Below are 14,565 nucleotides of genomic sequence, written 5' to 3'. Positions count from 1 at the left end.
AGGAAATCGAGATAGAGAAACCCCGTCCGGCGTTGAGATTGCATATGATCGGCCGGAAAACCCAAGAGCTGTTGGTGAATCATATGTAATTCATATGCAAAATTCGCTCTTCCAACATGGAGAATATATGCCGATCCATGTCATTGCCGACGTGTTGAGATACTATGGGGGGCGTGATGAGCACGAAGAGCGGCGATGCCGAAACCGGGACCGGCACCCATGCGAAAGCGCGTCTTTCGACATTGGCGCTCGGTGCGCTCGGCGTGGTCTTCGGCGATATCGGCACCTCCCCGCTCTATGCCTTGAAGGAAAGCTTCGTCGGCCACCATCCGCTGACTGTCGATCATGTCCATATTTATGGCGTGCTCTCGCTGATCTTCTGGACGATGACGCTGATCGTCACGGTCAAATATGTCTTCATCGTCATGCGCGCCGACAATGATGGAGAGGGCGGGAGCATGGCGCTTCTTGCACTCATTTCCCGCACCCTTGGTGAAAACCGCTGGACGCCCGCGATCGCCATGCTCGGCGTGCTTGCAACCGCGCTTTTCTATGGCGACGCGATCATCACCCCCGCCATCTCGGTGCTTTCAGCAGTCGAGGGGCTGACGGTCGTCGAGAATTCGCTCGGACAGTTCGTCCTGCCGATCGCGATGGTTATCCTTCTGGGCTTGTTTCTGATCCAGCGACGCGGCACAGAAAGGGTCGGAGCATTATTTGGTCCCGTAATGGCGATCTATTTCCTCGTTCTGGCCGTGCTCGGCGTCTCCAATATCGTTCGTCATCCCGAGATACTCGAAATCGTCAACCCGATCTGGGCATTGCGCTTTTTCACGCTCGATCCGCAACTGGCCTTTCTGGCACTCGGCTCGGTAGTTCTCGCAGTGACAGGCGCCGAGGCGCTCTATGCCGACATGGGGCATTTCGGGCGCAAGGCGATCAGCATCGCATGGCTTTACGCAGCGCTCCCCTGCCTCATGCTCAACTATATGGGCCAGGGCGCGCTGCTCATCGACAATCCGGCTGCGGTAGCCAATCCCTTCTTCCTGCTCGCACCCGAATGGGCGCGACTTCCTCTTGTCGTCCTCGCGACGCTAGCCACCATCATCGCCAGCCAGGCGGTCATTTCGGGGGCCTTCTCGGTCACGCGGCAGGCCGTTCAGCTCGGCTTCCTTCCCCGCCTGCGGATTCTCCACACGAGCGCTTCGACCGTCGGACAAGTGTATGTGCCGTTCGTCAACTGGACGCTGCTCGTGCTCGTCATCGCGCTTGTGCTGGGCTTCCGCAGTTCGAGCAACCTTGCCGCGGCCTACGGCATCGCGGTTACCGGAACGATGGTTCTCACCGCCTGCATGCTCGGCATATTGACGTTCAAGGTCTGGCGCTGGCATCCCTTGCTTGCCGGCGGCGTGACGGGCCTCTTCCTCTTGATCGATGGCGCCTATTTCGCATCGAATGTGACAAAGATTCCCGACGGCGGCTGGTTTCCCCTTCTCGTCGCGGCGACTGCGTTCGTCCTGCTCACCACCTGGTCGACCGGACGCAAGATCATGCGGCGCTACCTCCAGCTCGGCGCGATGGATCTCGACCTGTTCGTCAAAGCCACCGCAACCTCGGTCAAGCGCGTCCCCGGAACGGCGATATTCCTTTCCTCTTCGGTGGATGGCGTGCCGCCGTCGCTGCTGCACAATGTGAAGCACAACAAGGTCCTGCACGAACGTGTGATCATCCTGACAGTCGTCACCGACGACGTGCCGCACCTTCCGCCGGAAGAAGGCGTCAGCGTAATCGCTTCGGGCGAAGGCTTTTATCGCGTGCGATTGCGGCACGGCTTCATGGAGGATGTCGATATCCCGGCCGCGCTAAGCGCTTTCGATGGCGCAGGCGGCCCGATCAACGGCTTCGAGACCAGCTATTTTCTCAGCCGCCAGACACTGATCGCCTCCAGCAAGCCGGGCATGGCCATCTGGCGCGAGAAGCTCTTCGCCTGGATGGTCCAGAACGCCGAAAGCCCGATGGAATTCTTCAAGCTTCCAAGCAATCGCGTGGTCGAGCTCGGATCGCAGGTCGAGATCTGACAGTCACCCGACCATTTCGGCGACAAAGGCGACAAGCGCCACGATACTGCAAATATAGACGCTCAGCAGCAGCGGTCCCTGGGCGCCAAGCCAGTCGACGACCCGCTCGCGCGTGCCCGACGGGGACTCGATTTCTTTTCTGTTCATGGGATGCATTTAGGCGATCCGGCCATTTGAATTCGAGAGCGGGAAAGCCCTGACCGCATAGAATTTCCATATATTCGCCGTCGATGCGCCCGGACCTTCTCAGTTGGTCGAAGCGCCTTCCTCGGCGACGCGGTCGCTCTCTCCCTCGCTGCCGAGCCGAAGGCGATAGCCGATACCGAGCTCGTTACAGATGATTTGCGGCCGTTGCGGGTCGGCTTCGAGTTTCTGGCGCAATGTGCGGACGAGGACTCGCAGATATTCGACATGATGTTCATGCTCGTTCGGCCAGACTTCGGCCATGATCTGGTTGTGCGTGATGACGCGGCCCGGAAAGCGCGCCAGCTGGGCGAGCACTGCATATTCCTTGGGCGTCAGATGAACTTCCTTGCCGCCCTTCGTGACGGTTCGCGCTATCAGATCCATCATCACGTCGCCCACCGACAGCGTGAGGTTCCCGCCGTCGCGGGTGAGCCGGTTACGCAGCGCGACACGCACGCGGGCGAGCAGTTCGTCGGTATCGAACGGCTTGGTCAGATAGTCGTCGGCGCCGAGATCGAGCGCCGCCACTTTCTCGTCGGTCGCATCGCGCGCCGACACGACGATCAGGGTCGTGTCCGATTGCTGTTTGAACAGCGGCACGAGTTCCAGCCCGTCGCGATCGGGCAGCCCGAGATCGAGCAAGGTGATGTCGGGTCGCTCCTCGCGCAGCCGCTCGGTCGCCTCGCGCGCATTTTCGGCCTCGACGATCGCATAGTCGGCCCGTGCCAATGCCGCGTGGATCAGCCGGCGAATATGGGGTTCGTCATCGACGATGAGGACCTTGTGACGGACTTTCATGGGATATCCTTGTCGGTGAGATTCGAGATGATCAGCGCTTCGGGAATGTGGATCGTGAAGCGCGCGCCGTGCGGCTCGGCATTGTTGCCCGCCTCGACCGTCAGCCCCATCGCCTCGGCAAAGCCCTTGACGATCGCGAGACCGAGCCCGGTGCCATGCTTGGCGCGGTCGCTCCCCTCGAGCCGGGTAAAGGTTTCGAAGACGCGCTTTTCGTTGCCGGGCGCGATGCCGCGCCCCTGGTCGATCACCGACAGCGCGATCGAGTCGGCCGTGCGGCTGGCGCGGATGATGATCGGTGTGCCGGGGTCGGCATATCGGCCGGCATTGTCGAGCAGATTGATCAGACAATGGTGGAGCAACACCGGATCGACGCGCACCAGCGGGATATTCGAGCTGATGTCGATCTTCACCTCATGCCCCGCGAGCGATGCCCGCGTGTCGTGAGCGGCGCTTGCCGCGGCGTCGAACAGTTCGGTCGCCTCGACCTTCATCGGCAGCGCCCCCGCCTCGACGCGCACCATGTCGAGCAGGTTCGAGACGAAGCGATTGAGGCGCAGCGCCTCGGTCTCGATCGTCTCGGCCATTTCGGGCGAGGGATGGCGGCGCATTTCCTGCGCGGCCGAGAGGATCGTGGTGAGCGGGGTGCGGAGGTCGTGGCTGACCGAAGAGAGCAACGCCGCACGCAGCCGGTCGCGCTCTTCGATCTGCCGGGCGTGGAGCGAGGCTTCTTCGAGTTCCATGCGGTCGAGCGCGATCGACGCCTGATCGAGCAGGCTCATCAGCAGCGGCACCTGATCCGACCGCACCGGTTCGCGCGCATCGTCGCGCGTCATGCCGAGTACCCCGAGCACGCCGCGCGTGGTGCGAAGCGGGTGGAAGAGCCAGTCCGACGCGGTGAGCGTCGACGAACCGCGTCCGGCGGGTTGCTCATTGTCCATCGCCCATTGCGCCGCCGCGCGCTCGATCTGCTCGAGCCGGTCTTCGGGCGGCACCGCGGCGCGGAGCATCGGGCCGTCGGCGGAAGGCAGGAGGAGTACGGTGCGGACGTCGAGCAGGCGTCCGACCTCGGCGCAGATCGCCTGCATCAGCGTGTCCTGATCGGGGGCGGCGGTGAGCTGGCGCGAGAAGCTTGCGAGCGCGGCGTTCTGGCGCGCGCTCGACTGCGCGAGATCGGCCTGCGCGCGGACGCGCGCGGCGAACTGGCTGGTCACCACAGCGACGCCGAGCAGCACGAGGATGCTGATGACATTTTCGGGATTGTTGACCGTCAGCGTGCCAGTCGGCGGCAGGAAGAAGAAATTATAGGCGAGGCTCGACGCGAGCCCCGCGAACAGCCCGGCGCGCACGCCGAAGGTCGCAGCGGCGAACATCACGGGGATGAGATAGAGCAACGAGATATTGCCGAGATCGATGACTTCGAGCAGCAGGCGGCCGAGCACGGTCATCAGGGCGACCAGCGCAAGCGACACGACATAGTGCGATGGCTTGCCCCAGCGGCCGGGAACCGCGGCCGCGCGGTGCTGGACCGTCCGCGTATCAGGCTCGCCCGGCAGGACGTGCACCGCGACATCGTCGATCGTCCGCACGAGCCGGTCGACGACCGAGCCGTGGCGCAGCTCGAACCACCACGGCCGCGCCGATTTACCGACCACGATCTGCGTCGCGCGTGCATCCTCGGCAAAGGCGCGCAGCCCCTCGACGACGCTCGCCGCCGGAACGGTCGCGGTCGAGGCGCCGAGCCGCGATGCAAGCGCGAGCGTATCGGCAAGCTGCCTGCGGTCGTCATCGGTCATCGCCTGGCTGCGCCGCGTCTCGATATAGACCGCGGTCCATGGCGCCTTCAGCGCGTCGGCGAGCCGCTTGCCCGCGCGCACCAGCTCGGCGGCGACGGGCAGTTCGCTGACCGCGACGACGATCCGCTCGCCGACCGCGAAACTGCCTGCGAGCGCGTGGCTGCGGACATGGTCGAGCATCTGCGCGTCGACCGCCTGCGCGGCGCGGCGGAGCGCGAGCTCGCGCAGCGCGGTAAGGTTCGACTTCGAGAAGAAGTGGGTGAGCGCGCGCGTCGCTTCCTGCGGAATATAGACCTTGCCGTCGCGCAGCCGCTCGATCAGCTCGTCGGGCGGGATGTCGACGACCTCGATCTCGGCATTTTCGAGAATGCTGTCGGGGACGGTTTCGCGGACGCGGACGCGCGTGAAGGATGCGACGACGTCGTTGAGGCTTTCGACATGCTGGATGTTGAGCGTCGAATAGACGTCGATCCCGGCGTCGAGCAGTTCCTCGACATCCTGATAGCGCTTGGGATGGCGGCTGCCCGGCGCATTGGTGTGCGCCAGTTCGTCGACGAGGACCAGCTGCGGCCGGCGTTCGAGGATCGCGTCGATGTCCATCTCGCCGAGGCTGTGGCCTTGATGCTCGACCTGTCGCCGTGGGATGATTTCGTGGCCGTGGACAAGCGCCTCGGTCTCGCGGCGACCGTGCGTTTCGACCACGCCGACGACCACATCGACCCCGGCCTCGCGCCGGTGGCGGCCGTCGGTCAGCATCTCCCACGTCTTGCCGACGCCGGGCGCGGCGCCGAGGAAGACTTTCAGACGGCCGCGGCCTTCCTGCGCCGCCTGACGCAGAAAGGCCTCGGGTGATGGTCGGTCGTTTCCTGTCACGCGGCGGGTTTAGCCCCAAAGGCATCGAGTCGTCGATTGAGCTCGAACACATTCACCCGCGGCTCGCCGAGGAAGCCCAGAATCGGGCCTTCGACGCTCCGTTCGACAAGCCCGCGGACCGCAGCCGGATCGAGCCCGCGCGCCTTTGCGATCCGATCGACCTGATAAAAAGCCGCCTCGGGGCTGATATCGGGATCGAGCCCCGAGGCGGAGGTCGTCACCAGGTCAGGCGGGACATTGGCCCCTGGCGCCGTTTCGGAAAGCTTTGCAACGTCACCCTTCACGCGGTCTGCGAGCGCCTGCGACGTCGGGCCGAGGTTAGAGCCCGACGAGGCGAGCCCATCATAGCCCTTGCCCGCCGCCGACGGCCGCGTGTTGAAATAGCGATCCGACGTGAAAGCCTGGCCGACGACGGTCGAGCCGACGATCTTGCCATTCTCCTCGACGAGGCTGCCGTTCGCCTGGCTCGGAAAGAGCGCTTGCCCGAGGCCGGTGAGCGCCAGCGGATAGGCGAGCCCGAGCAGCGCCGCGAAGAGCAATGTCATGACGAGCGCGGGGCGCAGCGAGCTGATGATATCCTTGTTCATGTCTTTATCCTCAGACCAGACCCAGGCCGCCAACGGCCAGGTCGATGAGTTTGATGCCGATGAAAGGCGCAACGAGACCGCCGAGACCATAGATGGCGAGGTTACGCGCGAGCAGCGGTCCTGCCCCCATCGGCCGATAGGTCACGCCCTTCAGCGCGAGCGGCACGAGCAGCGGGATGATCAGCGCGTTGAAGATGATCGCCGACAGGATCGCGCTTTCGGGGCTGGTCAGTCCCATGACGTTGAGCACGCCAAGCCCCGGATAGAGCACGATGAACATCGCGGGGATGATCGCGAAATATTTGGCGACGTCGTTGGCGACCGAGAAGGTTGTCAGCGCGCCGCGCGTCATCAGCAACTGCTTGCCGAGGCCGACGACCTCGATCAGTTTGGTCGGATCGCTGTCGAGGTCGACCATATTGCCCGCCTCGCGCGCCGCCTGCGTCCCGGTGTTCATCGCAACGCCGACGTCGGCCTGCGCGAGCGCCGGGGCGTCGTTGGTGCCGTCGCCGCACATCGCCACGAGCCGCCCGCCCTGCTGCTCCCTGCGGATCAGCTCGAGCTTGTCCTCGGGCGTCGCCTGCGCGAGGAAATCGTCGACCCCCGCCTCGGCGGCGATCGCCGCGGCGGTGAGCGGATTGTCGCCGGTGATCATCACGGTGCGGATGCCCATCGCGCGCAGTTCACCGAAGCGTTCGCGGATGCCCGCCTTGACGATGTCTTTCAGGAAGATCGCACCGAGCAGCTGGCCGTCTTTCGCGACAGCAAGCGGCGTGCCGCCGGCGCGCGCGATTTCGTCGGTGATGCGGCGAAGCTCGGTCGCGGCAGCGGTCGCGCCCGCGCCCGGATTCGCGCGCAGCACCGAATCGACCGCGCCCTTCTGGATCACGCAGTCGCCAAGCTTGATGCCCGAGATGCGCGTCTGCGCGGTGAAAGGGATGATCTCGGCCCCTGCGGGCAGGTCGGTCCTCGTCTGGCCGAATTTCTCGCGCGCCAGTGCGACGATCGAGCGGCCCTCGGGGGTTTCGTCGGCAAGGCTGGCGAGCAGCGCTGCCTCCGAAAGCACCGACATCGACTGGCCCCCGACCGGACGGAATTCGGTCGCCTGGCGGTCGCCGACGGTGATCGTTCCGGTCTTGTCGAGCAGCAGGACGTCGATGTCGCCCGCCGCCTCGACCGCGCGGCCCGATTTGGCGAGCACGTTAAAGCGGACGAGGCGGTCCATGCCCGCGATGCCGATCGCCGAAAGAAGCGCCGCGATCGTCGTCGGGATGAGCGTGATGAGCAACGCCGCAAGGATCGCGACCGGAATGCTGCCGCCCGCATAGGAGGCAAAGCCCGGGATCGTGCCGACCGCGATCAGGAAGATGATCGTCAGGCCCACGAGCAGCAGGGTCAGCGCGATTTCGTTCGGCGTCTTCTGCCGCTCGGCGCCTTCGACAAGCGCGATCATCCGGTCGAGGAAGCCCTGCCCCGGATTGACCGTCACCTGGACGCGGATCTCGTCCGAAATAACGCGCGTGCCCGCGGTGACCGCACTGCGGTCGCCGCCCGCTTCGCGGATCACCGGCGCGCTCTCTCCGGTGATCGCCGCTTCGTTGACCGAGGCGACGCCCGCGACGACTTCGCCATCCGACGGGATCAGGTCGCCGGTTTCGACCAGAACGATGTCGCCGACCTTGAGCGCGCTGGCCGGAACGCTTTCATAGGAATTCCCGTCGCCCTTCAGCTTCTTGGCGGTCAGGTCGGCCTTGGTCGCGCGCAGCGAGGCGGCCTGCGCCTTGCCGCGCCCTTCGGCGAGCGCTTCGGCGAAGGTGCCGAAGAGCACGGTCAGCCAGAGCCAGATGACGAGTTGCAGCTTGAAGCCGGTGGCGAGCCCATCGTGACCGACGACAAGCAGCACCGTCAGCAACGTCGCGACGACCGCCGTGGTGAACATCACCGGATTGCGGATCAGCTCTTTCGGGTTGAGCTTGCGGAAGGCGTCGCCGATCGCCGGGACGATCAGGTCAGCCGTGAAGAGAGACTTGGTTTCGGACCGAGCCATTTGCATATGTCCTTAGAAGAGCTGGCCGTTGATCATCGCGAGATGATCGGCAATGGGACCAAGCGCGAGGCTGGGCAGGAAGGTCAGGCCGCCGACGATCAGCACGATGCCGATGAGAAGGCCAGTCCAGAGCAGTCCGGTGGTCGGGAAGCTGCCCGCGGTCGCCGGCGTGTATTTCTTCGCCGCGAGACCGCCCGCGATCGCCAGCATCGGAATGATGATAAAGAAGCGGCCAAGCCACATCGCGACGCCAAGCATCCCGTTGTAGAATGGTGTACCGGCGGTCAGGCCGGCGAAGGCCGAACCATTGTTGCCGACCGCGCTCGTGAACCCGTACAGGATTTCCGAGAAGCCATGCGGACCCTTGTTCAAGGGGCCCGCGAGCCCCGCCTCCGTCACCGACGCAATCGCGGTGCCGCCGAGGATGATGAGCGGCAACACTGCGATCGCGAGCACCGCGAGCTTGACCTCGCGCGCCTCGATCTTTTTCCCGACATATTCGGGAGTACGCCCGACCATCAGACCGGCGACGAACACCGCGAGGATGGCGAAGAGCAGGAAGCCATAGATGCCCGCGCCGACGCCGCCGATGACGACTTCGCCGAGCTGGATGTTGAGCAGCGGGATCATCCCGCCAAGCGCGGTGAAGCTGTCGTGCATCGCGTTGACCGCGCCGCACGAGGCCGCGGTGGTGACGACCGCGAAGAGGGACGAGGCGGCAATGCCGAAGCGAACTTCCTTGCCCTCCATATTGCCGCCGGCCGCGCCAAGCTGATGAAGGATCGGGTTGCCCGCAGCTTCCTGCCAATAGGTGACCGTAACGCCGGCGAGGAAGATCGTCACCATCGCGGCGAGGATCGCCCAGCCCTGGCGCTGGTTACCCACCGCCTTGCCAAAGGTCCAGGTCAGGCCGAAACCGATCGCAAAGATCGACAGCATCTGCACGAGGTTGGTCACCGCGTTCGGGTTTTCGAACGGATGCGCCGAATTGGCGTTGAAGAAGCCGCCACCGTTGGTGCCGAGCATCTTGATCGCTTCCTGCGACGCGACCGGGCCGAGCGCGAGCGTCTGCTTGACGCCTTCGAGCGTCGATATATCTACCGATCCTGCGAGAGTCTGCGGCACGCCGTTCGCGATCAGGAAGATCGCATAGACGACGCAGATCGGCAGCAGCAGGTAGAGCGTGATCCGCGTCACGTCAGCCCAGAAATTGCCGATCGTCTTCATCTCGCGCCGCGCAAAACCGCGGAACAACGCGAAGGCGAGCGCGATGCCCGTCGCCGCCGACAGGAAGTTGTGGATCGTGAGCCCGAGCATCTGGCTGAGGTTCGACAGCGTTGCCTCACCCGAATACCATTGCCAGTTGGTGTTCGTCGTAAAGCTGATCGCAGTGTTGAAAGCGCCGTCGCTCCCAACGCCTGCATAGCCGAGCGGATTTCCGGGCAAGACGCCTTGCAGCCGCAGAATCGCATAAGTGAAAAGCAACAGCACGACGTTGAAGATCAGCATGTGGACCGCGTAGCGGCGCCAGCCCTGCTCTTCGTTCGGGTCGATGCCCGACAACCGGTAAATGCCGGCTTCGACCGGCCCGAGGATCCGGTGGAGCGGCGTCCGCTCGCCCGCGTAGAGCGCGTACATCCACTTGCCCAGCGGCTTGGTGAGCGCCAGCAATATGGCGACGAAAGCGATGATCAGAAGCCAGCCCTGAAAGGTCATGGCGCGCCTCCCTTAAAAGCGTTCGGGCCGTGCGAGCACGGCGACGAGATAGAGAAGAAGGCCGATCGCGGTGGCGCCCGCTAGCCAGAGGTCGAGTGTCATTGCATCAATCCTTATGCGTCGTCGCACAGCCGCGCGTAGCCGAGGCTTGCGGCGACCAGCCCGAGGATGATGCCGATCCAGAGAAGATCCTGCATGGGTTTGCTCCAGCATGGCGCTGGCCACGGGAGGTGGCACGAGTCGTCTGCGGACTCCCAAATAGGTCAGGCACGCGTTTGAATGCGAGAGACCGAAAAGCATGAGAGCATAGTATTCTCATATGATTTTGCCGGTTTTCACGGTGCGGCGCGCCGGAGCCCCGCTTCGTCGCGGCGTCGACCGCCGCGCTCTTCGGCGACATAGGAAAATCTCAACGCCGCAATCGCCGCGCTGATCTGGAGAAAATATGCGCCGCCCGCGCATGATCGCGTCCGGACTCTCCGGTCACCCCTCTCGGCCGGAGGGTCTTACGTACAACGCACAAATCCACCGCTGAAAACAAATGAAAATACAATGGGCGGCGCGCTTCCTCGATCTCGAATCCCTATGCGCGACCCCATAGATTGCCGGCATCGAGTCCCGATCTTCGGGCATCGATTTGAGTAGCAAAGGAGCATCTCACCATGATTTCTGCGATTGCCGCGGAGCCCGACCCAGAAGGGGCGATATTATTCGTCGGCCGCGATGCGGCCGACCACTGGCTTGTTCAAGGCTATAAAGGAAAGCTCGAAGGCCGGTTCATTTCGCGCACGGCCGCCTGGGCCTTTGCCCGCGCCGAGTGTCGCGGCCTTCCGGACGCGCGGATCGTCGACGCACTGCGTCCGCTGATCCCGACCGTATCGTTCGAACCCCTGCGGCCCGACGAATCTGCAATCGACCGCGCGGCTTGAGGAGGCTCGTGATGCATTATTCGTTTAGAGCACCCGCCGGCATCATCTGGATGGCACCCGCGAGCGGTTGGGGGATGCCAGCGACAAGCGCGCAAGACCGGGCCGAGAAGGACCGCCGTTGGCCCGCGGTGCTTCGCAAGCTCAAGGGCCTGCACAAACGCGGGCGCCGGAGCATCCGCATCGTCGACGCCGATTGCGGCACGGGCGAGTTGCTGTTGCATGCCGTCCGACGCGCGCGCGAAATGGGCTTCCTGGCGATCGAAGGCCGCGGCATCGATGCCGATGCAAGCCTGGTCGCCAGCGCCCGCCGCGCGGCGGCGCGGCAGCCCGATCCCGCGATCGGCCTCGTCTTTGAACAGGCCGAGAAGGATCGCGTGATGCGCGAAGAAGCCGAATATCCGGCCGACCTCCTGCTTTGCTCGGCAACCGATGCCGAGGCACGCGAGCTTGCAGCACTGGCGCGAACCGCGGCGAACACAGTCTTGTGGGACCGCACCGCAAAAAACGGAGGCGAGGACGCATGACCCAGCGTGACCTCTGGTGGCGCGCTGCCGGGGCCGTCTTCGTCGGCATGGGTTATGGCTTGACCCGTGCTGCAACCGGAGCCGGCGGCGCCGGCGATATTGTCGGCATCGTGGGCCTCCTGGCCGCAGCCGCCGGTCTCCTTCTCATCCTCGCCGGAAAGAAAGCCGCGCTCGCGCTGCGCGTCGAGCGGAGCCGCCACCGCGAACTGCCGGGCGCGATCCGCGCCTCGCGCCGCGCCCGACGGGACGAACTCTAACTGCATCGCTTTCCAAGGATCGACTTCATGTCCTCTTTTCATTTGCGCGGCGGCGAAATGCACGCCGAATCGGTTTCGCTCGATACGATCGCTGCCGCGGTGGGCACGCCGGCTTATGTCTATTCAGCCGACGCCTTGCGCCGTTCGGCGCAGCGTTTTCGCGCCGCGCTGGGCAAGATACCGCGCAAGCAGTTGATGTTCGCAGTCAAGGCAAACCCGTCGCTCGCCGTGCTGCGCGTTCTCGCCGACCAGAACTACGGCGCCGATATCGTATCGGGGGGCGAGCTCTCCTGTGCGCTTCGCGCCGGGATTACCGCCAACCACATCGTCTATTCGGGCGTCGGCAAGACCGCTCCAGAACTCATCGCGGCGCTGGACGCCGGAATCGGCCGTTTCAACCTCGAACTCGAACGCGAGGGGCAACTGTTGTCGGCGCTCGCTACCCAGCGCGGGCGGCGCGCTCCCGCACTGCTCCGGATCAATCCCGACGTCGATGCCAGCACGCATGCCAAGATCACGACGGGACGCAGCAACAGCAAGTTCGGCATTCCGTTGGACGAAGCAACGCGGATGTACGACCGGCTCGCCGCCCTTCCCGGGCTCGATCTCCACGGCCTCGCTGTCCACATCGGCAGCCAGATCACCGATATCGGACCGCTGGAGACCGCCTATCGCAAGATCGGCGATTTGATCCGCGTGCTGAGACAGAAGGGGCACCGCGTCTATCATGTCGATCTCGGCGGAGGGCTCGGTGTCGCTTACAAGCCGGGACAGGTCGATGCCGACGTCGAGACCTATGGCGCGATGGTGGCCAATGTCACCCGCGATTGGGATGTCACATTGTTGTTCGAGCCCGGCCGCTTCATCGCCGCCCACGCCGGTGTGCTCTTGACGCGGGTCCTTTGGGTCAAGCCGGGCGCCCGTCTTCCGTTCGTCGTAGTCGACGCTGCGATGAACGACCTCGCCCGTCCCGCGCTTTACGATGCGTGGCACGAGTTCGGGGCGGTGCGCCCGTCGGGAAAGCGTTTTACGGCGAGTATCGTCGGCCCAATCTGCGAGAGCGGCGATACTTTCGCGACGGAGCGCATGATCGACATGGTCGACGAAGGCGACCTCGCGCTGTTCCATACTGCCGGCGCCTATGGCGCCTCGATGGCGTCGACCTATAATTGTCGGCCCCTCGTCCCGGAAGTGCTCGTAGATGGCAACCGCTTCGCCGTGGTAGCCGAACGCGTCGCCCCGCATGACCTGCGACCGCAGCGACTGGCGCCCTGGATGACGGTCAAGGAACCACTCGCCTCCGCGGCCTAATTCCCCGTTCAGAACGGGACCACGGCACGCACCTCCGCGCGACTCCTCATGACGAACGCCTTATCTTGGCGCGGATCAGGCCGAGGCTGGTGGCCGGTTGCTCCCTTGCAGCTTTTGGCGTTGGACAGGCGAAAGCCGACTTGATCCCGCAATTATATCGCACCGCGGACGCTATCGAACTGGGCTGCCACATGGCGCGCATAGGGTAAGCCTTCGTCGCTGATCATCAGATCGTCGGCGTCCCATTCGATGATGCCTCGGCGCTCGTAATCGGCGAGAACATCTTGGACGCGATTCTTGTCTGTTTCGATACGCGCCCGCCCGTTGCATAGAATGTCCCGAATAGTCTGTCCCCGCAGCTGCTGCACATCGTCGATAGTGACGCCGCGCACCGCAGTCAGGCACCCCTCTCCGACCAGATCGCGGTACGGTCCCGCCCGCTTTTCATTCTGAACGATCAGGTCTGAAAAGCGACTGATCGCGCTTGCGCCGAAACCAAGCAACACCGGCGCGTCGTCGTCGGTGAAGCCCTGAAAATTGCGGCTCACGCGCTGTTCCTTGGCCGCAATTGCCAAGGGGTCATCGGGCCGGGCGAAATGATCAAACCCGACGGGAATATAGCCCGCGTCGGTCAAGCGCCGGTATCCGTGCGCTGCCTGTTCGAACCGAAGCCGCTGGTCGGGCAGTCCGCTGGCGTCGATCTGCCGCTGACGCGGGATCATGTCGGGGAGGTGCGCATAGCCGAACAGCGCGATCCGGCTCGGCTTAAGGCGGATCGTCTCGTCGAGCGTGGCGTCGAGGTCGGCGAGCGACTGACCGGGCAGGCCGTACATCAGGTCGAAATTGATCGCGTCGATATCGCGCAGGCGCAGCGCTGCGACGACCCGTTCGATATGCGACAAGGGTTGGATCCTGCCGATCGCCTGCTGGACATGCGGCGCGAACGTCTGGACGCCGAGGCTGACGCGCGTGACGCCTGCGGCCGCGAGCACCAATGCCCATTCGGCCGAGAAACCGCGGGGGTCGAGCTCGATCGACACGTCTGGCCGGTGCGCGTCGAAGACCGTGAGGATGCGGTCGAGCAGGCGTACCAGCTCTACCGGCGCGATCGCGTTCGGGCTGCCGCCGCCGAACGCGATGCGCTGGACGCGTCCGCGCCCGCCCAGCCTTTTCGCGACAAGGGCAATCTCCGCGCGGAGCGCGACGAGATAGTCGGCCAGTCTCTGCTTCCGCCCTGCCGCCCCGGTGTTGCAGCCACAATACCAGCATATCTGCTCGCAAAAGGGGATATGGACGTAGAGCGAGATCGGGGTCGCCGCCTCGATCGCGTCGAGCGCGCGCGCATAATCGGCGGCGCCGACATCGCCGGTAAATTCCATGGCGGTGGGATAGCTGGTGTAACGCGGCACCGGCTTGGCGAGTAGATCGGGGTGATAGGACCACATATGGGCCTGCTAGGCCCGTGC

The 14,565-nt window shown here is 64.4% G+C and carries 13 protein-coding genes; 5 read left to right on the top strand and 8 right to left on the bottom strand.

All coding sequences use genetic code 11. The features are described 5' to 3' along the window. Nucleotides 1-176: 176 nt before the first annotated feature. Nucleotides 177-2,078, top strand: coding sequence for a potassium transporter Kup (locus tag QOL68_RS04245; RefSeq protein WP_282947231.1), 1,902 nt, complete (start codon nucleotides 177-179; stop codon nucleotides 2,076-2,078). A gap of 3 nt (nucleotides 2,079-2,081) precedes the next feature. Here the strand turns inward: QOL68_RS04245 and QOL68_RS04240 are convergent, their stop codons facing one another. The 7 genes from QOL68_RS04240 to QOL68_RS04210 all read right to left on the bottom strand — a co-directional run bounded on the left by QOL68_RS04240 (nucleotide 2,082) and on the right by QOL68_RS04210 (nucleotide 10,180). Beyond that, on the bottom strand, nucleotides 2,082-2,225 hold the full coding sequence (locus tag QOL68_RS04240; protein ID WP_282947229.1) for a hypothetical protein: 144 nt from the start codon (nucleotides 2,223-2,225) through the stop codon (nucleotides 2,082-2,084). Nucleotides 2,226-2,324: 99 nt separating this feature from the next. Continuing rightward, a complete protein-coding gene (locus QOL68_RS04235) occupies nucleotides 2,325-3,062 on the bottom strand; it encodes a response regulator (protein WP_058454070.1) in 738 nt (245 codons plus the stop codon). Next, the gene (locus tag QOL68_RS04230; protein WP_282947227.1) at nucleotides 3,059-5,728 is read right to left on the bottom strand and encodes a DUF4118 domain-containing protein; all 2,670 of its coding nucleotides are present in this window, start codon (nucleotides 5,726-5,728) and stop codon (nucleotides 3,059-3,061) included. The genes QOL68_RS04235 and QOL68_RS04230 overlap by 4 nt, the downstream gene beginning before the upstream one ends. Then, nucleotides 5,725-6,315, bottom strand: a complete 591-nt coding sequence (gene kdpC / locus QOL68_RS04225) for a potassium-transporting ATPase subunit KdpC (protein WP_282947225.1) — start codon at nucleotides 6,313-6,315, stop codon at nucleotides 5,725-5,727. Before kdpC ends, QOL68_RS04230 begins: the two co-directional genes overlap by 4 nt. Nucleotides 6,316-6,325: 10 nt before the next feature. Continuing rightward, nucleotides 6,326-8,362 (bottom strand): potassium-transporting ATPase subunit KdpB, encoded by a 2,037-nt coding sequence (gene kdpB, locus QOL68_RS04220; protein ID WP_282947223.1) that lies wholly within the window; start codon nucleotides 8,360-8,362, stop codon nucleotides 6,326-6,328. A gap of 12 nt (nucleotides 8,363-8,374) precedes the next feature. Next, a complete protein-coding gene (gene kdpA, locus QOL68_RS04215; RefSeq protein ID WP_282947221.1) occupies nucleotides 8,375-10,078 on the bottom strand; it encodes a potassium-transporting ATPase subunit KdpA in 1,704 nt (567 codons plus the stop codon). A gap of 12 nt (nucleotides 10,079-10,090) precedes the next feature. After that, nucleotides 10,091-10,180: a potassium-transporting ATPase subunit F gene (locus tag QOL68_RS04210; RefSeq protein WP_282947219.1), complete on the bottom strand. Its 90-nt coding sequence runs from the start codon at nucleotides 10,178-10,180 to the stop codon at nucleotides 10,091-10,093. 560 nt (nucleotides 10,181-10,740) lie between these two features. Between QOL68_RS04210 and QOL68_RS04205 the strand changes: the two genes are divergently transcribed. The 4 genes from QOL68_RS04205 to lysA are packed head-to-tail and all read left to right on the top strand — an operon-like array spanning nucleotide 10,741 to nucleotide 13,099. After that, nucleotides 10,741-11,007, top strand: coding sequence for a hypothetical protein (locus tag QOL68_RS04205; RefSeq protein WP_282947218.1), 267 nt, complete (start codon nucleotides 10,741-10,743; stop codon nucleotides 11,005-11,007). A gap of 11 nt (nucleotides 11,008-11,018) precedes the next feature. Further along, on the top strand, nucleotides 11,019-11,531 hold the full coding sequence (locus QOL68_RS04200) for an SAM-dependent methyltransferase (RefSeq protein WP_282947216.1): 513 nt from the start codon (nucleotides 11,019-11,021) through the stop codon (nucleotides 11,529-11,531). After that, a complete protein-coding gene (locus tag QOL68_RS04195; protein WP_282947214.1) occupies nucleotides 11,528-11,788 on the top strand; it encodes a hypothetical protein in 261 nt (86 codons plus the stop codon). The genes QOL68_RS04200 and QOL68_RS04195 overlap by 4 nt, the downstream gene beginning before the upstream one ends. A gap of 27 nt (nucleotides 11,789-11,815) precedes the next feature. Then, on the top strand, nucleotides 11,816-13,099 hold the full coding sequence (gene lysA, locus QOL68_RS04190; protein WP_282947212.1) for a diaminopimelate decarboxylase: 1,284 nt from the start codon (nucleotides 11,816-11,818) through the stop codon (nucleotides 13,097-13,099). A 152-nt stretch (nucleotides 13,100-13,251) separates the two neighbouring features. Here the strand turns inward: lysA and hemN are convergent, their stop codons facing one another. Beyond that, a complete protein-coding gene (gene hemN, locus QOL68_RS04185) occupies nucleotides 13,252-14,544 on the bottom strand; it encodes an oxygen-independent coproporphyrinogen III oxidase (RefSeq protein ID WP_282947210.1) in 1,293 nt (430 codons plus the stop codon). Nucleotides 14,545-14,565: the final 21 nt, after the last annotated feature.

This window comes from Sphingopyxis sp. Geo25, from assembly GCF_949769135.1.
Classification (GTDB): Bacteria; Pseudomonadota; Alphaproteobacteria; order Sphingomonadales; family Sphingomonadaceae; genus Sphingopyxis.
Note: the sequence above shows the minus strand (reverse complement) of the source record. Positions and strands in the feature narration are given on the sequence as shown.